We start from the raw sequence: 21,747 nt of genomic DNA, 5'->3' as shown, positions 1-21,747 counted from the left end.
GCGAGTAGTAGCGCGAAGAATGTTATACGGGATGAACATGTCAGTATGTTTTATCCCGTTTTTTGTATGTGTAATCTAAGGATTGCACCTAGTTATCCTACGACTGGAGGTTGACTTGGCTCATTCTGCCCTTTTGGTGTTAGAAGACGGTTCTGTCTTTAAAGGTACCGCAATCGGTGCCACTGGCCACGCTGTTGGCGAAGTAGTGTTTAATACTTCAATGACAGGTTATCAAGAAATTCTCACTGATCCATCCTACGCTGAACAAATCATCACGCTGACTTATCCTCATATTGGCAACACAGGTACGAATAGCGAAGACGTGGAATCTACTAGTATTTGGGCAAAAGGCTTAGTCATTCGCGACTTACCGTTGATTGCTTCAAATTTCCGTAACGAACAAACGCTTTCTGAATATTTGCAGGCCAACAATATCATTGGCATTGCTGATATTGATACGCGTCGACTGACTCGTATATTACGCGATAAAGGTGCGCAAAACGGTTGCATTATGGCAGGTGACATTGATGAAAGCCAAGCGTTAGAACACGCTCAATCGTTTGCTGGTTTGAAAGGCATGGATTTAGCCAAGGAAGTAACGTGTTCTGAACCGCACATTTGGAACGACAGTGTGTGGGCATTAGGTGAAGGTTACGGCAAAGACCTACAAGATTTACCTCATCACGTAGTGGCTTATGATTTTGGTGCCAAACACAATATTTTGCGCATGTTAGTTGAACGTGGCTGTAAATTAACGGTTGTGCCTGCGCAAACGCCTGCTGAAGATGTACTGGCATTGAATCCTGATGGTATTTTCTTATCTAACGGTCCAGGTGATCCCGAGCCATGTGCCTATGCCATTGAGGCAATTAAAACGTTCTTAGATAAGGGCTTACCCATTTTTGGAATCTGTTTGGGGCATCAATTATTAGCCCTTGCCAGTGGCGCGCAAACTGAAAAAATGAAATTTGGTCATCACGGTGCAAACCATCCAGTCAAAGATTTAGAACGTAATGTCGTGATGATTACCTCGCAAAACCATGGTTTTGCGGTAAAAGAAGACAATTTGCCAGAAAACATCAAAGTGACTCATAAATCATTATTTGATGGCTCATTACAAGGCATTCATTTAACTGATAAGCCCGCGTTTAGTTTTCAAGGACACCCAGAGGCAAGCCCTGGCCCACATGACGCAGCGCCGTTATTTGACCACTTTATTGAACTCATTGAGCAACACAAGTAGGAATTGAGATGCCAAAACGTACTGACATACAAAGTATATTGATTTTAGGTGCCGGTCCTATTGTGATTGGCCAAGCCTGTGAATTTGATTATTCAGGGGCGCAAGCGTGTAAAGCATTGCGTGAAGAAGGTTATCGCGTGATTTTGGTGAACTCAAATCCCGCGACGATTATGACCGATCCCGAAATGGCCGATGCAACTTACATCGAACCTATTCATTGGGAAGTAGTTGAAAAGATCATCGAAAAAGAACGCCCAGATGTTGTATTACCAACTATGGGTGGTCAGACCGCACTAAACTGTGCACTTGATTTAAATAAATACGGTGTACTTGAAAAATACGGTGTTGAATTAATTGGTGCCACGGCAGATGCGATTGATAAAGCAGAAGACCGCGAACGCTTCGACAAAGCCATGAAAGACATTGGCTTAGAGTGTCCTCGTGCGGAAATCGCCCACTCGATGGAGCAAGCTCACGACGTGTTAAGTCGCATTGGCTTTCCGTGTATTATTCGCCCATCGTTCACCATGGGCGGGACCGGCGGTGGTATTGCATACAACATTGACGAATTTAACGAAATCTGTGCACGCGGCCTCGATTTGTCACCGACTTCAGAGTTATTAATCGATGAATCACTCATCGGTTGGAAAGAATATGAAATGGAAGTGGTCCGTGATAAGGCGGACAACTGCATCATTGTGTGTACCATTGAAAACTTTGATGCCATGGGCGTGCATACCGGTGATTCCATCACGGTGGCTCCTGCTCAAACCCTGACTGATAAAGAGTTTCAAATTATGCGTAATGCAGCGATGGCGGTGTTACGTGAAATTGGTGTAGAAACTGGCGGTTCAAACGTACAGTTTGGCGTGAATCCAAAAGACGGTCGCATGGTCATCATTGAGATGAACCCCCGTGTGTCACGTTCATCTGCATTAGCTTCAAAAGCCACAGGTTTCCCAATCGCCAAAGTGGCGGCCAAATTAGCCGTTGGTTATACCTTAGATGAGCTTGCTAATGATATTACCGGTGGTCTAACGCCTGCATCATTCGAGCCGGCCATCGACTACGTTGTGACCAAGATCCCGCGTTTTAACTTTGAAAAATTTGCCGGTGCTAATGATCGTTTGACTACACAGATGAAATCTGTGGGAGAGGTGATGGCGATTGGTCGTAATCAGCAAGAATCGTTACAAAAGGCCTTGCGTGGGCTTGAAGTAGGCATTAATGGTCTTGATCCCATTCTTGATCCAGAAAGCCCTGATGCAAAGCAGACGTTGATGTATGAATTACGCGAGCCAGGTGCAGATCGAATCCTTTACATTGGTGATGCGTTCCGTATGGGAATGACGGTTGATGAAGTATTTAGTTACACCAATGTTGACCGCTGGTACTTGGTGCAACTTGAAGAAATCATTCAACTTGAACAACTTGTCGAGCGTATTGGTTTAGCGGGTATTGAAGCCGACTTGATGCGTAAACTTAAGCGTAAGGGCTTCTCAGATGCACGTTTAGCTGCTTTAACTAATGTGGCTGAAGATGATATTCGCGATACGCGTCTCAAAATGGATATCAAGCCAGTCTACAAACGTGTTGATACCTGTGCCGCAGAGTTCTCCACGAGCACCGCTTATATGTATTCTACCTATGATGAAGAATGCGAAGCGAACCCATCGGATAAAGATAAAATCATGGTCTTAGGCGGTGGTCCTAACCGCATCGGTCAAGGCATTGAGTTTGATTACTGTTGTGTGCATGCTGCTCTAGCGATGCGTGAAGATGGTTACGAAACCATCATGGTAAACTGTAATCCAGAAACTGTCTCAACTGATTATGATACTTCTGACCGTTTGTATTTCGAGCCGGTGACGTTAGAAGACGTACTCGAAATTGTGCGAGTTGAACAACCTAAAGGTGTCATTGTTCAATACGGTGGTCAAACTCCGCTTAAACTCGCTCGGGCGCTTGAGGCCAATGGTGTGCCAATTATCGGAACGTCACCTGATGCCATTGACCGTGCCGAAGATCGTGAGCGTTTTCAGCACATGGTCAATAAGCTAAACTTAAAACAGCCTGCAAATGCCACCGTATCCAATATGGAACAAGCGTTAGCCGAAGCGGAAAATATTGGCTTTCCATTAGTTGTACGTCCATCTTATGTATTAGGTGGTCGAGCCATGGAAATCGTTTATGACATGAAAGATTTGAAGCGTTACCTCAATGAAGCGGTAAAAGTCTCAAATGATTCTCCCGTATTACTCGACCGTTTCTTAGATGATGCGATTGAAATTGACATCGATGCGATCTGCGATGGCACTGATGTCGTGATTGGTGGCATTATGGAACACATCGAACAAGCAGGGGTTCACTCTGGTGATTCAGCCTGTTCACTGCCTCCATATTCATTATCACCTGAGATTCAACAGGTCATGCGTGACCAAGTCAAAGCAATGGCGCTTGAGTTAGGTGTTATTGGCTTAATGAATACCCAGTTTGCGGTTAAAGACAATGAAGTTTACTTGATTGAGGTAAACCCTCGTGCTGCGCGTACCGTGCCGTTTGTTTCAAAAGCGACCGGTCGAGCATGTGCCAAAGTGGCAGCACGTGCCATGGCAGGTCAGTCATTGGCGAGCCAAGGTGTCACAGATGAGATTATTCCGCCGTTTTACTCGGTCAAGGAAGTCGTCTTGCCATTTGCGAAGTTCCAAGGTGTTGATCCATTACTAGGTCCTGAAATGCGCTCTACTGGTGAGGTCATGGGTGTTGGTGAAACGTTTGAAGAGGCGTACGCCAAAGCGAACTTGGGGGCATCTAGCCCAATTCCAACAGGGGGCAAAGCACTCTTGTCCGTGCGTAACAATGACAAAGTCCGTTTGGTCGAACTGGCAAAATTAATGCTGGAACGTGGTTATGAGTTAGAAGCGACTCGTGGTACTGCAACGGCACTGTATGATGCCGGTGTGACAGACGTGGCCGTTGTCAATAAGGTTTCAGAAGGCCGTCCTAATATCGTCGATGCCATCAAAAATGGTGAATATGCTTATATCATTAACACCACTGAAGGGCGTCAAGCGATCACCGATTCTGTGTACATTCGTAAAGAAGCACTGTTAAATAAAGTGACTTATACGACGACATTGAATGCGGCGTTTGCGACCATCAATTCTAAAGAAGCGGATGATCGGGCACGTGTGACATCTGTTCAAGAGCTTCATGAGCAGGTGAACAACGCCTAAATCACAGGTGACAAATGGTTTAAAGCCATTTAAAATACCTTCAAAATAACAAATGCGCCTTATGCTTAACAAGGATAGGGCGCATTTTTGTTCTAATGTTATGACAAAATCAAAAGAACAAGGAATTAGCCATGACACAATTTCCAATGACGGTGCAAGGTGCAGAAGCACTTCGTGCAGAGCTGAACGAACTCAAGTCGGTCAAGCGCCCACAAATTATTCAAGCGATTGCGGAAGCTCGCGAGCACGGCGATTTAAAAGAGAACGCTGAATATCATGCTGCGCGTGAGCAACAGAGTTTTTGCGAAGGGCGTATTCAAGACATCGAAGGTAAGTTGTCGAACGCTCAAGTGATTGACGTTGCCAGTATTCCTAATACAGGGAAGGTCATTTTTGGCGTCACCGTGACCATATTGAACTGCGATACGGATGAAGAGATTACATATCGGATTGTGGGCGATGATGAAGCCGACATTAAAAATAATCTGATTTCTGTTAACTCGCCGATTGCTCGTGGCTTGATTGGTAAAATGGTGGATGATGTGGTCAATATTCAAACGCCCAAAGGAGTTGTGGAGTTTGAAATATTAGAAGTTGAGCACAACTAAACTAGGAATTTTGATATTTGCATGAGCCACCTAACGCGGTGGCTTTTTTAATAGCTGTTTAGAAACTGAGTGCTGCGCTCTAAAGCTTTGGTACGAGAGTTAGTAAAATGTTCATCCGAAAGATGTGCTTCTAATCCTACTTGCATCAGTTTGGCTTTAGCTTCATCAGTACGCACAACAATCGTAACATGTTTGCCCATATCTACTGCTTCAAGAATGACATTTTCTAGAGAAAGCGTCATTGTGTCATCGAGCAAAGAAACATGGCTGATATCAAAGATAACAGCATCATGACTTTCAATGTTTTTACGTTCACGCGCAAGCGCTTTTGAAACACCAAAGATCATCGCCCCAGACAGATAGAAAAACAACAAACGACCTTGAGCACTGTTCAACAATTCGCGTTGTTCATCATTTAATGGGATTTCATCATCCACATCCGACATCGCTTTGATTTTCTGTGCTTCAACGGCAGAAAGCTTTTCAATGATGATGACATTCGCGATAAAGACACCGACGCCTACCGCCACAATCAAGTCGACAAACACCGTTAATAGTAATACCGCGTACATGATTAGGGTAGAGTGGCGAGACACGCGATGGGCACGTTTGATAAAGGACCAATCAAGGATATCCACACCCACTTTTACGGCAATGGCTGCCAGCACGGCTAAGGGAATGGTTTCAATCAGGGACGCTGCGCCAAACACGGCAACAACCAACACCGCTACTCGGAACACGCCAGAGAGGGCAGTGCGTCCTCCAGATTGAATATTGACCACCGTCCCCATGGTAGCACCCGCACCGGGTAGACCACCAAAGAGGCCAGACATAATATTCCCCAAACCTTGACCCACTAGTTCTTTGTTGGAGTTGTGCTCGGTACGCGTTAAGTTATCGGCAATGACCGAGGTTAGCATCGAATCGATACATCCCAGCATACCTAACACCATGGCATCAATGAGCATCATACGCAGTTCTTCTTGCGTGAAATAGGGCATAACCATCGACGGCAAAGATACGTCGATTTCGCCAATGCGATTGATGCCACCGTTGCTAAAAAACAGCACCGATAACAAAGTAATAAATACTAGAGCAATCAATTGGGGCGGGATGTACTTTTTATATTTGGCAGGGGTCAAAAACAACACGACCAACGTCATGCTAAACAGCATTAACTCAGGCAAGCGAATATTACTCAATAGCTCAGGGATGTGACTGATTGTGCCAATCACACCGCCAGCGGGCGCTGATTGCCCTAGCGCAGGTGCAAGTTGCAGTAAAATCAGTATGACACCAATGCCAGACATAAAGCCAGATACCACAGAGTAGGGCATTAAAGTAATGTATTTACCGAGTTTTAAATAACCAAAAAATATCTGAAAAGCACCAGCCATCATCACGACGGTAAACGCCATTGCCATGCCTTTATCGGGATTAGACGCGATAAGAGAACTTACGACAGCGGTCATAACGACCGTCATAGGGCCTGTAGGCTCCGATATAAGCGTGGATGTGCCACCAAACAGCGAGGCAAATAACCCGATTAAAATAGCGCCATACAAACCTGCTTCAGCGCCAGCGCCCGAGGCGACACCAAAAGTAAGGGCTAGAGGCAAAGAGACAATGGCAGCGGTTAAACCCCCTAGAAGATCGCCTCGTAGATTATTAAGCGAAAGTTTGTTCAGTGCGAGCATGTATTTCTCTAGTTATTGCGGTATTAACGTCCGTTATTTTCCCAAGTCATGTTCGGTGCAACAAGACCGACCACTGTGCGACGAAAGTCGTAAAATGCTTATTGTACCGTGTTTCCTATGTGATCCTTGACCACAATGCCGTCCTTCATGACAAATGGGATATTTTCTAACACGCTGATATCGTTAAGAACATCATTTGATACGGCTAAAATATCAGCAACTTTACCGACATCAATACTGCCGAGTGTGCTTTCCTTGTTGATTAAGGTCGCAGGGGCTATCGTTGCGGATTGAATGGCTTGCATCGGGGTCATGCCAAATTGCACCATTCGCGCAAATTGCTTGCCATTATCACCATGTGGATATACGCCAGCGTCAGACCCAAAAACCATTTTTACACCTGCCTTCAACGCGTTGGTAAAGCTTTCGCGTTGACGTTTGCCTACGGTTCTTTCTTTGGCAAGACTTTCTTCTAAAATACCAGCTTTCTCACCTTCGCCAAGGATATATTCTGTCACATAAATATCCATAGATAGGTAAGTACCGTGTTTGACTGCTAGGGCGATGGCTTCTTCATCCAAAAATGAACTGTGCTCAACCGAGTCCACCCCAGCTTGAATGGCGGTTTTGATCCCATCTGTACCGTGTGCATGTGCTGCAACAGTCAGCCCGCGTAGATGTGCTTCGTCAATCAACGCCTTCATTTCTTCAAAGGTAAGCTGTTGTGCGCCAACTTTGGTGCCTTTGGATAACACCCCGCCGGTCGCGCAAAACTTGATGACATCGGCGCCGTATTTGATATTTTGACGGACCTTTGCTCTCATCGCCCATGGACCGTCAGCCACACCTTCTGAAGTGACATCGTATTCGAACGGCAATAAGTTATTGTCACAATGACCGCCAGTGACGCCGATCGACGGACCTGAGACGAACATTCGAGGGCCCAGTACATCACCATCGTTGATGGCATTACGCAACGCTACATCGGCATAGTTTGGTGCACCCACATTGCGCACTGTGGTAAAACCAGCCATCAAGGTACGCTTGGCTTTGACGACGCCAGTAATGGCTGCACGGGAGGTATCGCGTTGCAAGCGCTTATAACCATGAATATTGGCATCAGAGGTGAGATGAACATGCATATCCATTAGACCTGGCATTAAGGTATGCCCACTTAAATCAATCACAGTAGCGTCAGAAGGGATGCTCATATCACCTTGTTGACCTACTTGCGTGATCACATTATCAGTAACAATCACTACCGGTTTTGGATAAACCTTGCCATCCCTTACCGAGATAAGTTTATCCGCTTTCAGGACTTTGATGGAGTCAGCGAAGGCAAAAGAGTGAAACAAACAAAATGAAGAGAGGCCGATGATAAGATGCTTGGTAATTTTAATCATTGTGTTCCCTAAAATGAGGTGATTATTGTTATTGTAACGTCTGTTTTCGTGTTGTTACCATGCAGTATACCGCAATCATGAGCATGATCCCTAGCCAAATCATATTTATTGCCTCACCAAAGTAAAAATAAGGGGTATGTCGCTTTTTTAATGGTAACGCGTAACTAAGATGTGAGGTTGAAAATTGCTCAAGTTGTGCTGTAACCCGCCCATAATGATCAATAACGCCGGTGATCCCATTATTGGTCGCTCGAATCACCGGCAGCCCTAATTCAAGCGCTCTGATCTGTGCGATTTGCATGTGTTGATAAGGACCATGAGAGGCACCAAACCAGGCATCATTACTTAACGTCAATATGGCATTTGTTTTGGGCGTGAGATTATCACGCACTTGTCTGGCAAATAATATTTCATAGCAAAGTGCGGTGGTGAGTGACAGTGACCCTGCTTGTAAATTAGGTTGTAAATACGCCCCGCGGGTAAATGATGACATAGGTAAATCAAAAATAGGCGCCAATTTACGCAAAACCCCTTCAAAAGGAACAAATTCACCAATAGGTAACAAATGATGTTTGGCATAGCGATTAGCATGCTCATAGGTATATTGCTTATCAATGACAATGACATTATTAAACGCTTCATTCGTTGGCACCCGATAATTAAGGATCCCAGTGATCAAGGGGGTATCCGATGCCATACTCTGTTGTTGTAATGCAGCGAGATAATCATCAGCAAGCGGTTCTAATTGCGGAATAGCCGCTTCAGGCCAAATGATGACGTCATGTGTGTCCCATAATGCTTGTGTCATGGAAAGATACTTATTCATGGTGTTGGCGTCTTCTTCTGGTACCCAGCGCAGAGATTGCGGAATGTTGCCTTGAACTAACGCGAGATTTACAGATTGTTGTGGATCTTCAATTTCCCAATGCCAATTGGTGTATTTCATGAAAACAGCCAAAAACAAGCCGAGCGCAAAGAGTCCATTTGATTTGGGTTCAATGGCGTGACGCCAAAGATAACGATTAGTGGCTGGTGTTAAACAAATACATACCAATACTATCCACGCACTAGTGCCTAACTCGCCAAAGATGGGAATGAGGTGCGTCGCATGTGCCGAACCATTTATCTGACTGTAACCAAGTGATAGCCATGGAAAACCTGTCAATAAGATACCGCGTAAATATTCAACGGCATACCAAAAGATGGGGGCGGCTAATAAGGTCGGCAATAGCTGTTGCTGACTGTGTTGATTCACCCATGCTAACAAACGAGCAAATAGCGCGGGGAAGAGTGCCAGATAGCTACATAATACCCCCATTAAAGCCAATGATACTAATAATGGCACTCCACCATAATCAGCAATCGATACATGTACCCAGCTTATACCGGCACCAAACCAGCCCATGCCAAAAGCAAAGCCCACTTTGCCAGGTGCTTGAGAACGCAATATGAGGTAAAACCAAACCGGTAAAATAAAAAACACCAACAGCCCATGCTCAAATGGTGCATAAATCAGTGTCATCATGGCACCGCAGACTAGGGCCATGATCATTTGACGCCACAGAGGCGCTAACCACTGTGGTAAATGCTTGGGCATTAGGCCGGGGTCTCGTTTGGTACGTCTGGTAAAGTGACTTTGAGTTGTACGATACGACGCTTATCAGCGTGAGTGACTTTGAATTCAATGCCGTTAATTTTTACCTTTTCACCACTGTCGGGCATATGACCAAAGCCTTTTAGAACAATGCCACCAATAGTATCGGCTTCTTCTTCATTGAATTGGGTTTCAAAAAAGGCATTAAAATCATCCAAAGGCGTGAGGGCCTTGACTGAATAAGTATGCTTGTTAAGAGGGCGTATACCATCGATGCTATTTTCGTCATCGTCGTGTTCGTCTTCGATTTCTCCAACAATGAGTTCCAAAATATCCTCAATGGTCACTAGACCCGATACACCACCGTATTCGTCGACCACAATCGCCATGTGATAGCGCTGCTGACGAAACTCTTTTAATAAAATATCCACTCGTTTGGATTCAGGGATAATGACGGCATCGCGTAACACATCTTTGAGCTCAAAGGTGGCATCACTGTTAAAGGCATAACTGAGCATGTCTTTAGCAAGCAAAATACCTTCGATATGGTCTTTGTCTTCACTGATCACTGGAAAACGGCTGTGTGCGGATTCTAGTACTTGGGGTAAAAAGTCTTCGACTTTATCTTCAATATTGATAGTGATCATCTGAGCCCGAGGAATCATAATATCGCGAACTTTGATATTGCCTACGTTGATAACGCCTTCTATCATTTCCCGTGTTTGTGGGTCAATGACGTCATTTTGTTGGGCCTCTGAGATGACTTCTACGAGGTCTTCCGTGCTTTGCGGTTCTGGGCTAAACGTGTCTTTTATTTTTTCAAAAAAGCTTTTGCTTTGCGCAGAACCGTTACTAGAGTGGGGATTGTCGTCGTTCATGACTTTATTTTGTTTACCTTAGCAAAAAATACAATATCTAAATTAATCTGTGTTGTAGGGATCGTCAATACCTAATTGCGCTAATATGGCAATTTCATGTGATTCCATTAACTCAGCTTCATCATCTTTAATATGGTCAAAGCCCAAACAATGCAAGGTGCCATGGACGATCATATGAGCATAATGTGCCGCTATCGATTTGTGCTGAGCTGCCGCTTCAGACACGACCACATCGTGACAGATTACCAAGTCGCCAATGTGATTGGAGGGAATAAAATCGGGCAAATCAGAGGGGAACGACAGAACATTTGTCGGTTTGTCTTTGCCCCGATACTCGCGATTGAGCTGTTGTGATTCGGTCTTAGAAACGAATCGAACTGACATTTCAGCACAATCATGCTGAATTTGTTCTAATGTGGTTTGGATGTATTGCTCAATTTGCTCTGGTTGAGGTAAATCCAAAGCATCAACCGCAATTTGCACATCTAAATCAATTTGCATCGTTATCTTTGGCTGCTTGCTGAGCAAGTTTTTGGGCTTTTTCTACTGCTTTGCGTTTGGCTACTTCCGCATCATGGGTTTCATAAGCTTGCACAATACGAGCCACTACTGGATGACGTACGACATCATGGGCGTTGAAAAAATTAAACGAAATATCTTCTACGTCTTGCAATACTTCTATCGCATGACGCAATCCCGAACGCACCCCTCTGGGTAAATCCACTTGAGTAATATCACCTGTAATGACGGCTTTAGAGTTAAAGCCAATCCGAGTAAGGAACATTTTCATTTGTTCAGTGGTGGTATTTTGTGATTCATCTAAAATGACAAAAGCATCGTTTAGGGTTCGGCCACGCATATAGGCAAGAGGCGCAATTTCGATGACGTTGCGTTCAATGAGTTTTTCGACTTTTTCAAAACCGAGCATTTCAAATAATGCATCGTATAATGGTCGCAAATACGGATCGACTTTTTGTGATAAGTCACCGGGTAAAAAACCGAGTTTTTCGCCTGCTTCAACGGCGGGGCGAGTCAACAATATACGACGAATTTCTTGACGCTCTAAAGCATCTACGGCACAGGCCACGGCCAAATAGGTTTTACCTGTTCCCGCAGGGCCAATACCAAAGGCGATGTCGTTGTTAATGACGTTGGCGACATATTGGGCTTGATTCGGATTACGCGGTTTAATGATGCCGCGCTTAGTTTTAATGTGAACTTGTTTACCGTAGGGGTTGAGTTCATCTTCGCTGACTTGGTCTAAGACTTTAGCCCCTTGAATGGCTAGGTGAACTTGGTCTGCAGATAATTCTGGAATGACTCCTCTAACAGGAGCAGTTTCCACAAATAAATTTTTTAATAAATCTATGGCAACATCCGATGCAGAGGTTTCACCAATAATTTTAAAGTGATTGTTGCGATAGGTGATTTCGACTCCTAAACGTCTTTCAAGGTGCTTGATGTTGTCATCAAAAGGACCGCATAAGCTCGCAAGGCGCTTATTATCCGCTTCTAAGATAAGCTCGTTCGATTCTAAGTTACTCAAAAATGCCTCTAAAAAATTATGCAAACTTAGGCGTGACGATCTGCACACCTAATGAGTCTTGTTGTTTGGCAAGGATGCTTTGTGGTGATATGGCGACACGTAGCCCCATATCACATTCACGGCGTATAACGTCGCCACGCAATGAATTGGTATAGACATCAGTGACCTTAACATCCACAAACTGACCAATCATATCGGGTGAGCCTTCAAAATTGACTACACGATTGTTTTCAGTACGACCGGTGAGCTCCATTGGATTTTTCTTGGATGGACCTTCCACCAAGACACGCTGCTCTGTATCGAGCATGTTGCGTGCGATACGCTGTGCAGATTGATTAATACGGTCCTGCAAAATATACAAACGCTGTTTTTTCTCATCTTCAGAGACGTCATCCACGATGTCCGCAGCCGGTGTACCTGGACGAGCTGAGTAGATAAAACTGAAGCTCAAGTCGTAACCAATGTCATCAATCAATTTCATCGTGTCTGCAAAATCGGCCTGGGTTTCACCAGGAAAACCAATGATAAAGTCAGAAGACATAGAAAGGTTTGGACGGATTTTACGCAATGCGCGGATTTTTGATTTGTATTCGATTGCCGTGTGTCCACGTTTCATAAAGTTTAAAATACGATCCGAGCCACTTTGCACAGGAAGGTGCAAATGATCTACTAGTTCTGGAATACTGTCATATGCTGCGATAATATCATCGGTAAATTCAACCGGATGAGAAGTGGTATAGCGAATACGGTCAATTCCGTCAATGGATGCGACCAGTTCGAGTAATTCAGCAAAACGACAGACGCTTCCGTCGTGATGGTCACCGCGATAGGCATTCACGTTTTGGCCTAACAAGTTGACTTCACGAACGCCTTGTTCTGCGAGTTGCGCAATTTCAAATAGCACATCATCAACAGGGCGGGAGACTTCCTCACCGCGAGTGTAAGGTACTACACAAAATGTGCAGTATTTTGAACAGCCTTCCATGATAGAAACAAATGCTGTTGGCCCCTCAGCGCGAGGCTCAGGCAAACGGTCAAATTTTTCTATTTCAGGAAAAGAGATATCCACAACAGCCGGTTTACCGTCTTTGATGTCATTGATCATCTCTGGTAAACGATGCAGGGTTTGTGGACCAAAAATAATATCGACATACGGTGCGCGTTGACGAATATGATCGCCTTCTTGAGAAGCAACACAACCGCCTACACCAATAATAAGGTCAGGGTTGGATTTTTTGAGGTTTTTCCAACGTCCGAGTTGATGAAATACCTTCTCTTGGGCTTTTTCGCGAATTGAACAGGTGTTCAGCAAAATCACATCTGCTTCTTCGGCCGTTTCGGCAACCGAATATCCATGTGTTGAGTCGAGTAAGTCGGCCATTTTTTCCGAGTCGTACTCGTTCATTTGGCAGCCCCAAGTTTTGATATAGAGTTTTTGGCTCATCTGTCGTATTGACCTTGTATGCAAAGAATCGAAAAACATCGTGATTTTACAGGACATTGTTCACAAAGACTAGTATTGCGCAAGGATCACGAGTGACACATAATAGGGTTTCTTACGTATAAGGATTAACCTTGTTTTTCTCAGGAGTTCAGCGCATGACCCAAGCAGTGCACAACGCAGATTATATCGTCGTAGGTGGCGGTATGGTGGGCTCGGCCGCAGCCTTAGGCTTGGCTCAACTTGGCCACAGTGTCATTGTCTTGGAAGCATTTCCTGCCAGTGAATTTGCTTCCGATCAAGGGCCTGACTTGAGGATGTCTGCTTTAGCTATGGCCAGTGTACAATTATTGGACGATTTGGGCGCGTGGAAACATATTACAGCTATGCGTGTTCAACCATATTCTTCTCTCGCAGTATGGGAAGAAAGTTGGGCCAAAACACAATTCGATGCCAGTGAAGTCGGTCAATCATTACTGGGATATTTTGTCGAAAATCGCATTACTCAACTCGGCTTAGCTCAAGCGATGGAAGATGAAAAACTCATTACCGTCATGCATGACAAAGCTTCCTTTATTGATTCAGCCAATGCCGTAGTTCAAACTGAATCAGGAAAGAGGCTCCAAGGCAATTGGATCATCGCTGCCGATGGTGTGCATTCGCAAGTTCGCAAACAAACTGGTATTGCGACGGTCGGCTGGGAATACGATCAACAAGCAATGGGGATTACTGTGCGCAACCACTATGCTTCTGAGGAGCAAGCTCAAGCGGCGCAAGCATTGACTTGGCAAGCGTTCAAACCCTCTGGGCCAGTGGCGTTTTTGCCCATGCACGAACAATATGCCAGTTTAATTTGGTATGATTCGCCGCAACGTTTGGCTGAGCTTGAACTAATGACCGTTCAAGAACTCACCCAAGCGATAAAAGCACATTTTCCTAAAGAAGTTGGCGAGTTTGAAGTGTTGGACAAAGCACGTTTCCCACTCGTGCGTATGCATGCACAGCACTATGTTAAAGATAAAGTGATTTTGATTGGCGATGCGGCACATGCCATCAATCCGTTAGCCGGGCAGGGCGTCAATCTGGGCTTTGCTGATGTGCGCTGTTTATTGGGTGTCATTGCGGAACAAAAATCTCTTAAGCGCTATTACCAATTACCACGACAAGCGGCCAATGGCCAAATGATGAATAGCATGGATGTGTTGTATCATCTATTTTCAAATACCAATGTCATCTTAAAGCCGTTGCGGAATCTTGGCTTGTTTTTAGCACAGCACGGTGGTTTGGCAAAACGTCAGGTTATCAAACACGCCATGGGTTTAAAGTAAGGAGCCCTTTATGGAGGTACTCGTCTTATTAGGTGTCTTGTTTCTTGCATTAATTATATTTATTCCCATGATTGAAAAATCCAATCTTCGAGTCAGTGATGAGACCACAAGTAAAATCAGCCGGTTTATCTGGCCGTTGATCATGATCATGTTGATAGTACAGTTGGTAATGCTCGCGTTTTAGCCTATATTGTGTTCGTGATAATTTACACGGACAAGTTTTATGAAATCGTTGCTATTTACTGTTTTACTCTTCCTTTCAACAAATGCCTCAGCCACTTCCATCTGGCAAGTCAAAGCACCAGATGGCGACATTCTCTATATAGGAGGTACGGTGCATGTTTTACCAGCCTCTGAATTACCTTTGCCAATATTATTCGAAGAAATTTACGCCTTGAGCGATGAGCTGATTTTTGAATCGGATTTGGCTTTTATGGAAACTCAGCAATTTCAACAATTAATGATGCAGAGTATGAGTTTTCAAGATGGTCGCACTTTTGAGGATGTACTGACACCTGAAACAGTGGCATTGGTCAAATCACACTTACAACAACGCGGTATCCCAATTGAGAATTTTTTACCAATGAAGCCTGCATTATTAGGGACAGCAATAACGTTTATAGAACTGCAAATCTTGGGTTTAACCCAACCAGGTGTTGATAAAATCTTTTTTGATAAAGCGAACCAAGATAGTAAAGACATTGCATGGCTAGAATCTCCTCAAGAGCAGCTGACAATGATGATGGGCATGGCTGAAGGCCAAGAAGACTTATTTATCTCCTATTCTGTGACTGAAACTGCTACCGCTAAAACGTTATTAGACGGCATGTTAGCGGCTTGGCGCAGTGGTAATATGAAAGCAATGGCGGAGATCGGCATTGCGGATATGCCGAGAGAATTCCCACGAATGTATCAATTACTATTGAAAGACCGCAATATGCGTTGGGTGCCTCAAATTGAAGCCATGTTTGAAGATAATAATACTGAATTGGTCTTGGTAGGTGGTTTGCATTTGGCTGGCGAGCACAGTGTACTTACCATGCTCGAAGCCAAAGGATATTCAGTGACACAATTAAGGTAAATGTTACCAAATACCTTTTTCAGACTCGCCTTGGATCTCGCAGTCTCCGGCTTTATATGCCATGCTCTGTCCAGATTTGCGTTTGTTAATATAATCGCGACTGATACTCACAATAGTGGGGGTCAGCCAGACGATTGCGATGATATTGATGACCGTCATCAAACCTAAAGCCATATCGGCTGCGGCCCAGACTTTTGGCAGAGCTGCCATTGAACCCCACAAAATCATCGCCAGATACCCAGCGGTATAAGCCCAGCGGCCAATTTTGTTGTCCAGTTTAAAGATATGTAAGTTAGATTCACCATAGGCATAGTTTGCTACCACTGAGGTAAAGGCAAATAGAGCAATAGCAGCGGCAACGAAATCAGCTCCTACATCGCCTAAATGAAAGCTCATTGACGTTTGAGTTAAACGAATGCCTTCCATTTGCTCTGACTGACCACCACCAGCGAGCAGAATAATGAACGCAGTTGCAGTACACAGAATCATCGTGTCAATAAAAACACCAAGCATCTGGATATAGCCTTGTGAGGCTGGATGGTTAGGGTGGGGCGTAGCGGCGGCGGCTGCATGTGGCACTGAACCAGAGCCAGCTTCGTTCGAATATAAGCCGCGCATGACCCCGTACTTGACGGCAGCAGCAAACGTTCCTGCTGCAGCTTCTTCCAAACCAAACGCACCTGCGATAATTTGCCATAATACCGAAGGCAACAAATCAATATTGATGACGGTGATTACCAAGGCAACAGCCACATACGCAAGGCCCATAAAAGGCACAATCCATTCGGCAAAACGCGCGATGGTTTTGAGACCGCCCACCACAATTAATCCGGCAAGGGTAATAATAACTAATCCAGAATAAAGCGTATCAATGTCGTAGGCATTATTCAGAGCATCGGTAATGGTGTTGGCTTGCACTGCCGAAAAAATAAACCCATACCCCAAAAATAAACATAACGAAAAGGTAATTGCGAGCCAGGATTGGTTTAAGCCTTGTTTGATATAATAAGCGGGTCCCCCACGAAACTCACCGTTGGCATCTTTGACCTTATACACTTGACCTAAAACACTTTCAGCATAGCCTGTGGCCATGCCCAAAAACGCAATCACCCACATCCAAAATACAGCACCAGCACCACCAAGAGAAATCGCCACGGCGACTCCAGCGAGGTTGCCTGTTCCCACGCGAGCAGAAAGGGATGTACAAAGTGCTTGAAAGGATGATATTCCACGGCTATCAGATGCAGTAGAGCCTTTGAGTAGGCTAAACATGTGTTTGAAGTCAATGACTTGTAATAGACGAAGACGCCAGGTGAACCAAATGCCTGCAAGCAATAGCATGTAGATCAAAATCTGGCCGTCACCCCAAAGGATGTTATTAATAAAGGCAACAATATCGTGGATCATGTGATTAGTGGAGATTTATTCTAATTATTAAAATGATTATAAAACAAATAGACTAATAACGATATGGTTTCGAGAATATCTGTGCAATTCATGGCTGGGGTAGCAGGACTCGAACCTACGAATGGCGGGATCAAAACCCGCTGCCTTACCAACTTGGCTATACCCCAGTGGATACATGAATGATACAGTAGAGAGATGGCTGGGGTAGCAGGACTCGAACCTACGAATGGCGGGATCAAAACCCGCTGCCTTACCAACTTGGCTATACCCCAGCAGATGGTGCGGAAGGAGAGACTTGAACTCTCACGCCGTGAAGCACTGGAACCTAAATCCAGCGTGTCTACCAATTCCACCACTCCCGCATTTCTCTGGTCATTTTACAAAAAGTAAAATGGTGGCTACGGCGAGATTCGAACTTGCGACCCCATCATTATGAGTGATGTGCTCTAACCAGCTGAGCTACGTAGCCTTGGTAGTTCCAAGTACAATCTGTGTCTTGGAAGTGGCGCGTATTATGGACATATCGAATGCTTGCGTCAACCTTTTTTGCTAAATAGTTGGCAAAATAAGCATCTTGATTAAATATTGAGTGATCAGTGATGTTTTATAGGATTTGGCTGTACAAAAAAGGCCGGTAACCCCGACCTTTTGTGCTTGACGATTGTTGTTAAACATTGAAGCGGAAATGAATCACATCACCGTCTTTTACGATGTAATCTTTGCCTTCCAGTCGCCATTTGCCAGCGTCTTTGGCACCGGCTTCACCTTTGCACTCAATGTAGTCATCGAAGCCGATCACTTCAGCGCGAATAAAGCCTTTTTCAAAGTCTGTGTGAATTTTACCTGCAGCTTGTGGCGCAGTCGAACCGATGGGATAGGTCCATGCACGAACTTCTTTGACCCCTGCAGTAAAATAAGTTTCTAATGTCAGTAAATTATAGCCACCGCGGATCACTCGATTTAAACCCGGCTCATCCAATCCCATTTCTGATAAAAATTCGGCTTTATCTTCATCTTCTAACTCAGAAATTTCTGCTTCGATTACAGCACAGACCACTACGACGACAGCGTTTTCACCTGCAGCGATCTCACATACCTTATCTAAATATGGATTGTTGTCAAAACCGTCTTCGTTGACATTAGCGATATACATGGTTGGTTTCAACGTAAGTAGGTTCATGTAAGCAATGGCGGCGTGTTCTTCTTTCTCTAATGGAACGCTGCGTAAAAGTTGGCCTTCATCAAGATGAGGCTTGATCTTTTCTAAGACCTTTAATTCGAACTTTGCATCATTATCACCGCCTTTTGCGCGTTTACCCACACGGATAATGGCACGGTCTACACTATCAAGGTCAGCCAGAGCAAGTTCGGTGTTGATGACATCAATGTCTTCAGCAGGATCGACTTTACCCGCAACGTGAACGATGTTTTCATCATCAAAACAACGCACTACATGACCAATAGCATCCGTTTCACGGATGTTTGCTAAAAACTTATTGCCTAAACCTTCGCCTTTTGAAGCGCCTTCGACTAATCCCGCAATGTCGACAAACTCCATCGTGGTTGGAATGACCTTTTGTGGATTGACGATGTCTGCTAATGCGTCTAAGCGAGGGTCAGGTACAGGCACAACACCGGTATTTGGTTCAATGGTACAAAACGGAAAGTTTGCTGCTTCGATACCTGCTTTAGTCAGTGCATTAAATAGGGTGGATTTACCCACATTGGGTAAACCAACAATGCCACATTTAAAACCCATAAGTCATTCCTCAAATTACGTCACACAACAAAAAACGTCTATTCAGCACTAAAGCTGTGCAGACGTTGCTGTGCTGTGACTAAATCGTCTTTTAATAATATTTCAGTACAGCGAATTGCTTCATCAATACTGGAGTCAATTTTGGTCTGTTCGGTGTGTGGTGCTTTGCCTAGAACATGCCCTGTCACTTTGCTTTTGTGGCCGGGATGACCAATACCTATACGCAAACGGTAAAAATCTTTTTGATTGCCAAGCGCACTGACAATATCTCGAATTCCGTTTTGCGTAGAGCTACCACCTACTTTGAATCGCGCCACTCCTGGAGGAAGGTCTAATTCATCAAACGCGACTAAAATGTTTGCCACATCTATCTTGTAAAAGTTAGCGATGGCAGATACTGCTTTACCACTGCGATTCATAAATGTCGTAGGGTACAGTAAACGCACATCTTGACCAGCGATACGAGTGCGACCGGTGAGTCCAAAAAACTTTGCTTCAGGGGATAGGGTACAGCCAAAAGTTTTGGCTAAAGATGAGACAAACATTTCACCCGCATTGTGCCGAGTGTTTTGATATTCGGGGCCTGGATTGCCCAGGCCCACGATAAGTTGGATCTTAGTCAACGGTCTTACTCGCCGTCAGCTTCACCTTCCGCTTCAGCAGCAGCGCCTTTAGCAGCTTTCACAGTAACCACTGCAAGGTCGTGTGATTCACCTTTTGCTAACTCAACTGACTCTACACCTTTAGGAAGTTTGATGTCGGATAAGTGCAATGTTTGACCTAGTGCAACTTCTGTTAAGTCAACTTCGATGAACTCCGGTAAATCAGCAGGTAAACACAATACTTCGATTTCTGCTACGTGGTGCTCAGCGTGACCGCCTTGAGTTTTGATTGCAGGTGCTGTGGCTTCATTGATAAAGTGAACAGGCACTTGAGTATGAACTTTCTTAGATGCATCAACGCGTAAAAAATCAACGTGCAAGATTTTTGGCTTGTACGGGTGACGTTGCATATCTTTAACTAGTGCTTCTACGCTTTCACCACCGATGTTTAGGGTTAATACGTGAGAGTAGAATGCTTCGAACTCTGATGCTTGGATCAGTTTGTTATGAGCAAGAGTTAAAGATACAGGCTCTTTATCAGCGCCATATAAGATTGCTGGAACTTTGTCTTCACGACGTAGGCGGCGGCTCGCACCTTTCCCTAGATCGTTACGGACTTCAGCATCTAAGTTAAAAATAGCTTCAGACATGATAGTCTCCAAATAAATAATAAATGTTGTTAATCTTTGCGACCAAGATTAACCCTTGTGAGTGACGCAATCAAAGTTATGTCATGTTCGCCTCAAATTGAGGGCGACGAAGTCTACCATTTGTGAGCGCTTGCGACAAGTAAATTACCAAGGTACAAACAAAAAAGGCAGCTTTCGCTGCCTATGCTATCAATCAATCAGATTTTAGTACTCAAACATCGCACTGATTGATTCTTCATTTGAGATGCGACGAATGGTTTCAGCGAGCATGTCCGATAAGGTCAACTGCTTCACTTTTGAAACTTTTTGCATTTTGTCACACAAAGGAATCGAATCGGTCACGATGATCTCGTCAATAACGGATGCCTCAAGATTTTCTGGTGCACGACCAGAAAATACAGCATGCGTTGCGTAAGCATAAACGTTTCGCGCTCCGTGGTCTTTTAACGCTTCAGCAGCTTTGGCCAAAGTGCCACCGGTATCAATCATGTCATCCACAATAATACAGTCACGGCCTTTGACATCGCCGATGATGTTCATGACTTTGGCGACGTTTGCTTTTGGGCGACGTTTATCGATGATAGCCAAATCAATATCATCGAGTAATTTTGCTGTAGCACGAGCACGGACCACACCACCAATATCAGGAGATACCACGACTGGATCATGAAAATCACGTTCACGCATGTCAGCCAATAAAATAGGTGTACCAAAAGCATTGTCTACCGGTACATCAAAAAAGCCTTGAATTTGTTCAGCGTGCAAATCGATAGTTAATACGCGATCAACCCCCACATTCGATAAGAAATCTGCAACCACTTTTGCGGTAATGGGAACACGTGCAGAACGAACGCGGCGGTCTTGACGTGCATAACCAAAGTAAGGGATTACTGCAGTAATACGGCCAGCTGATGCACGACGCAGTGCATCGATCATCACGATCAATTCCATAAGGTTGTCATTAGTAGGGGCGCAAGTAGATTGGATAATGAAGACGTCGGCACCACGAACGTTGTCATGGATTTCGACCGAAATTTCACCATCACTGAAACGACTGACGGTGGCGTTTCCTAGTTTGGTATAAAGTCTTTCAGCAACTTTACAGGCGAGTTCAGGAACGGCATTACCGGCAAATATTTTCATGTCTGGCACAGGTGTTTCCTCAGTGCGGTCAATTAGTCAAATTGTCAAAAAGATGGCTGGGGTAGCAGGACTCGAACCTACGAATGGCGGGATCAAAACCCGCTGCCTTACCAACTTGGCTATACCCCAGT

General features: G+C 44.5%; 18 protein-coding genes and 5 tRNA genes. 6 read left to right on the top strand and 17 right to left on the bottom strand.

What is annotated here, in order from left to right; all coding sequences use genetic code 11:
• The first annotated feature begins 115 nt into the window (after positions 1–115).
• From carA to greA, 3 genes are all read left to right on the top strand, one after another.
• Positions 116–1,243 (top strand): glutamine-hydrolyzing carbamoyl-phosphate synthase small subunit, encoded by a 1,128-nt coding sequence (carA, locus tag NLG07_RS09615; RefSeq protein WP_254855243.1) that lies wholly within the window; start codon positions 116–118, stop codon positions 1,241–1,243.
• Positions 1,244–1,251: 8 nt separating this feature from the next.
• Complete coding sequence (gene carB / locus NLG07_RS09610; RefSeq protein WP_254855242.1) at positions 1,252–4,479, top strand: carbamoyl-phosphate synthase large subunit; 3,228 nt, start codon at positions 1,252–1,254, stop codon at positions 4,477–4,479.
• A 131-nt stretch (positions 4,480–4,610) separates the two neighbouring features.
• On the top strand, positions 4,611–5,087 hold the full coding sequence (gene greA / locus NLG07_RS09605; RefSeq protein WP_254855241.1) for a transcription elongation factor GreA: 477 nt from the start codon (positions 4,611–4,613) through the stop codon (positions 5,085–5,087).
• Between the two features lie 47 nt (positions 5,088–5,134).
• Here the strand turns inward: greA and NLG07_RS09600 are convergent, their stop codons facing one another.
• The 7 genes from NLG07_RS09600 to miaB all read right to left on the bottom strand — a co-directional run bounded on the left by NLG07_RS09600 (position 5,135) and on the right by miaB (position 13,649).
• Positions 5,135–6,784, bottom strand: coding sequence for a SulP family inorganic anion transporter (locus tag NLG07_RS09600; protein WP_254855240.1), 1,650 nt, complete (start codon positions 6,782–6,784; stop codon positions 5,135–5,137).
• Positions 6,785–6,882: 98 nt separating this feature from the next.
• Positions 6,883–8,187: an amidohydrolase family protein gene (locus NLG07_RS09595; protein WP_254855239.1), complete on the bottom strand. Its 1,305-nt coding sequence runs from the start codon at positions 8,185–8,187 to the stop codon at positions 6,883–6,885.
• Between the two features lie 28 nt (positions 8,188–8,215).
• A complete protein-coding gene (lnt, locus tag NLG07_RS09590) occupies positions 8,216–9,784 on the bottom strand; it encodes an apolipoprotein N-acyltransferase (RefSeq protein ID WP_254855238.1) in 1,569 nt (522 codons plus the stop codon).
• The gene (corC, locus tag NLG07_RS09585) at positions 9,784–10,659 is read right to left on the bottom strand and encodes a CNNM family magnesium/cobalt transport protein CorC (RefSeq protein ID WP_254855237.1); all 876 of its coding nucleotides are present in this window, start codon (positions 10,657–10,659) and stop codon (positions 9,784–9,786) included. The genes lnt and corC overlap by 1 nt, the downstream gene beginning before the upstream one ends.
• A 42-nt stretch (positions 10,660–10,701) precedes the next feature.
• Positions 10,702–11,160: an rRNA maturation RNase YbeY gene (gene ybeY, locus NLG07_RS09580; protein WP_254855236.1), complete on the bottom strand. Its 459-nt coding sequence runs from the start codon at positions 11,158–11,160 to the stop codon at positions 10,702–10,704.
• The gene (locus NLG07_RS09575; protein ID WP_254855235.1) at positions 11,150–12,205 is read right to left on the bottom strand and encodes a PhoH family protein; all 1,056 of its coding nucleotides are present in this window, start codon (positions 12,203–12,205) and stop codon (positions 11,150–11,152) included. Before NLG07_RS09575 ends, ybeY begins: the two co-directional genes overlap by 11 nt.
• A gap of 16 nt (positions 12,206–12,221) precedes the next feature.
• Positions 12,222–13,649: a tRNA (N6-isopentenyl adenosine(37)-C2)-methylthiotransferase MiaB gene (gene miaB / locus NLG07_RS09570; RefSeq protein ID WP_254855234.1), complete on the bottom strand. Its 1,428-nt coding sequence runs from the start codon at positions 13,647–13,649 to the stop codon at positions 12,222–12,224.
• Positions 13,650–13,804: 155 nt separating this feature from the next.
• Here miaB and NLG07_RS09565 point away from each other — a divergent pair, with 155 nt between their 5' ends.
• From NLG07_RS09565 to NLG07_RS09555, 3 genes are read left to right on the top strand one after another with little or no spacing between them, the layout of a single operon-like run.
• Positions 13,805–14,974, top strand: coding sequence for an FAD-dependent oxidoreductase (locus NLG07_RS09565; RefSeq protein WP_254855233.1), 1,170 nt, complete (start codon positions 13,805–13,807; stop codon positions 14,972–14,974).
• A gap of 10 nt (positions 14,975–14,984) precedes the next feature.
• Entirely contained in the window at positions 14,985–15,158 is a 174-nt protein-coding gene (locus tag NLG07_RS09560; RefSeq protein ID WP_254855232.1) for a hypothetical protein, read from the top strand.
• A gap of 39 nt (positions 15,159–15,197) precedes the next feature.
• Entirely contained in the window at positions 15,198–16,055 is an 858-nt protein-coding gene (locus NLG07_RS09555) for a TraB/GumN family protein (RefSeq protein WP_254855231.1), read from the top strand.
• Between the two features lie 3 nt (positions 16,056–16,058).
• Here NLG07_RS09555 and NLG07_RS09550 read toward each other — a convergent pair whose 3' ends face one another.
• From NLG07_RS09550 to NLG07_RS09505, 10 genes are all read right to left on the bottom strand, one after another.
• Positions 16,059–17,462, bottom strand: coding sequence for a sodium:alanine symporter family protein (locus tag NLG07_RS09550; protein WP_254855230.1), 1,404 nt, complete (start codon positions 17,460–17,462; stop codon positions 16,059–16,061).
• A 91-nt stretch (positions 17,463–17,553) separates the two neighbouring features.
• Positions 17,554–17,629: transfer RNA gene (locus NLG07_RS09545), tRNA-Gln, on the bottom strand.
• 29 nt (positions 17,630–17,658) lie between these two features.
• Positions 17,659–17,734 (bottom strand) — tRNA-Gln (locus tag NLG07_RS09540).
• A 5-nt stretch (positions 17,735–17,739) separates the two neighbouring features.
• Positions 17,740–17,824: transfer RNA gene (locus tag NLG07_RS09535), tRNA-Leu, on the bottom strand.
• A 30-nt stretch (positions 17,825–17,854) separates the two neighbouring features.
• Positions 17,855–17,931, bottom strand: a tRNA-Met gene (locus NLG07_RS09530).
• Between the two features lie 198 nt (positions 17,932–18,129).
• The gene (gene ychF, locus NLG07_RS09525; RefSeq protein WP_254855229.1) at positions 18,130–19,221 is read right to left on the bottom strand and encodes a redox-regulated ATPase YchF; all 1,092 of its coding nucleotides are present in this window, start codon (positions 19,219–19,221) and stop codon (positions 18,130–18,132) included.
• Between the two features lie 38 nt (positions 19,222–19,259).
• Positions 19,260–19,844, bottom strand: coding sequence for an aminoacyl-tRNA hydrolase (gene pth, locus NLG07_RS09520; RefSeq protein ID WP_254855228.1), 585 nt, complete (start codon positions 19,842–19,844; stop codon positions 19,260–19,262).
• Positions 19,845–19,849: 5 nt separating this feature from the next.
• On the bottom strand, positions 19,850–20,473 hold the full coding sequence (locus tag NLG07_RS09515) for a 50S ribosomal protein L25/general stress protein Ctc (RefSeq protein ID WP_254855227.1): 624 nt from the start codon (positions 20,471–20,473) through the stop codon (positions 19,850–19,852).
• A 204-nt stretch (positions 20,474–20,677) separates the two neighbouring features.
• Positions 20,678–21,625 (bottom strand): ribose-phosphate pyrophosphokinase, encoded by a 948-nt coding sequence (locus NLG07_RS09510; protein ID WP_254855226.1) that lies wholly within the window; start codon positions 21,623–21,625, stop codon positions 20,678–20,680.
• Positions 21,626–21,669: 44 nt separating this feature from the next.
• Positions 21,670–21,745: transfer RNA gene (locus NLG07_RS09505), tRNA-Gln, on the bottom strand.
• Positions 21,746–21,747: the final 2 nt, after the last annotated feature.

The sequence above is a fragment of the Alteromonas sp. LMIT006 genome (assembly GCF_024300645.1).
GTDB lineage: Bacteria > Pseudomonadota > Gammaproteobacteria > Enterobacterales > Alteromonadaceae > Opacimonas > Opacimonas immobilis.
This window is presented reverse-complemented; position numbering and strand designations above follow the sequence as displayed.

Excerpts from the sequence above, each read along its gene's own strand:
- lnt (WP_254855238.1), bottom strand. The coding sequence starts at position 9,784 with ATGCCCAAGCATTTACCACAGTGGTTAGCGCCTCTGTGGCGTCAAATG.
- NLG07_RS09560 (WP_254855232.1), top strand. The coding sequence starts at position 14,985 with ATGGAGGTACTCGTCTTATTAGGTGTCTTGTTTCTTGCATTAATTATA.
- miaB (WP_254855234.1), bottom strand. The coding sequence starts at position 13,649 with ATGAGCCAAAAACTCTATATCAAAACTTGGGGCTGCCAAATGAACGAG.
- NLG07_RS09565 (WP_254855233.1), top strand. The coding sequence starts at position 13,805 with ATGACCCAAGCAGTGCACAACGCAGATTATATCGTCGTAGGTGGCGGT.
- greA (WP_254855241.1), top strand. The coding sequence starts at position 4,611 with ATGACACAATTTCCAATGACGGTGCAAGGTGCAGAAGCACTTCGTGCA.
- ychF (WP_254855229.1), bottom strand. The coding sequence starts at position 19,221 with ATGGGTTTTAAATGTGGCATTGTTGGTTTACCCAATGTGGGTAAATCC.
- NLG07_RS09555 (WP_254855231.1), top strand. The coding sequence starts at position 15,198 with ATGAAATCGTTGCTATTTACTGTTTTACTCTTCCTTTCAACAAATGCC.
- NLG07_RS09550 (WP_254855230.1), bottom strand. The coding sequence starts at position 17,462 with ATGATCCACGATATTGTTGCCTTTATTAATAACATCCTTTGGGGTGAC.
- NLG07_RS09595 (WP_254855239.1), bottom strand. The coding sequence starts at position 8,187 with ATGATTAAAATTACCAAGCATCTTATCATCGGCCTCTCTTCATTTTGT.
- corC (WP_254855237.1), bottom strand. The coding sequence starts at position 10,659 with ATGAACGACGACAATCCCCACTCTAGTAACGGTTCTGCGCAAAGCAAA.
- NLG07_RS09600 (WP_254855240.1), bottom strand. The coding sequence starts at position 6,784 with ATGCTCGCACTGAACAAACTTTCGCTTAATAATCTACGAGGCGATCTT.
- carB (WP_254855242.1), top strand. The coding sequence starts at position 1,252 with ATGCCAAAACGTACTGACATACAAAGTATATTGATTTTAGGTGCCGGT.
- ybeY (WP_254855236.1), bottom strand. The coding sequence starts at position 11,160 with ATGCAAATTGATTTAGATGTGCAAATTGCGGTTGATGCTTTGGATTTA.
- NLG07_RS09515 (WP_254855227.1), bottom strand. The coding sequence starts at position 20,473 with ATGTCTGAAGCTATTTTTAACTTAGATGCTGAAGTCCGTAACGATCTA.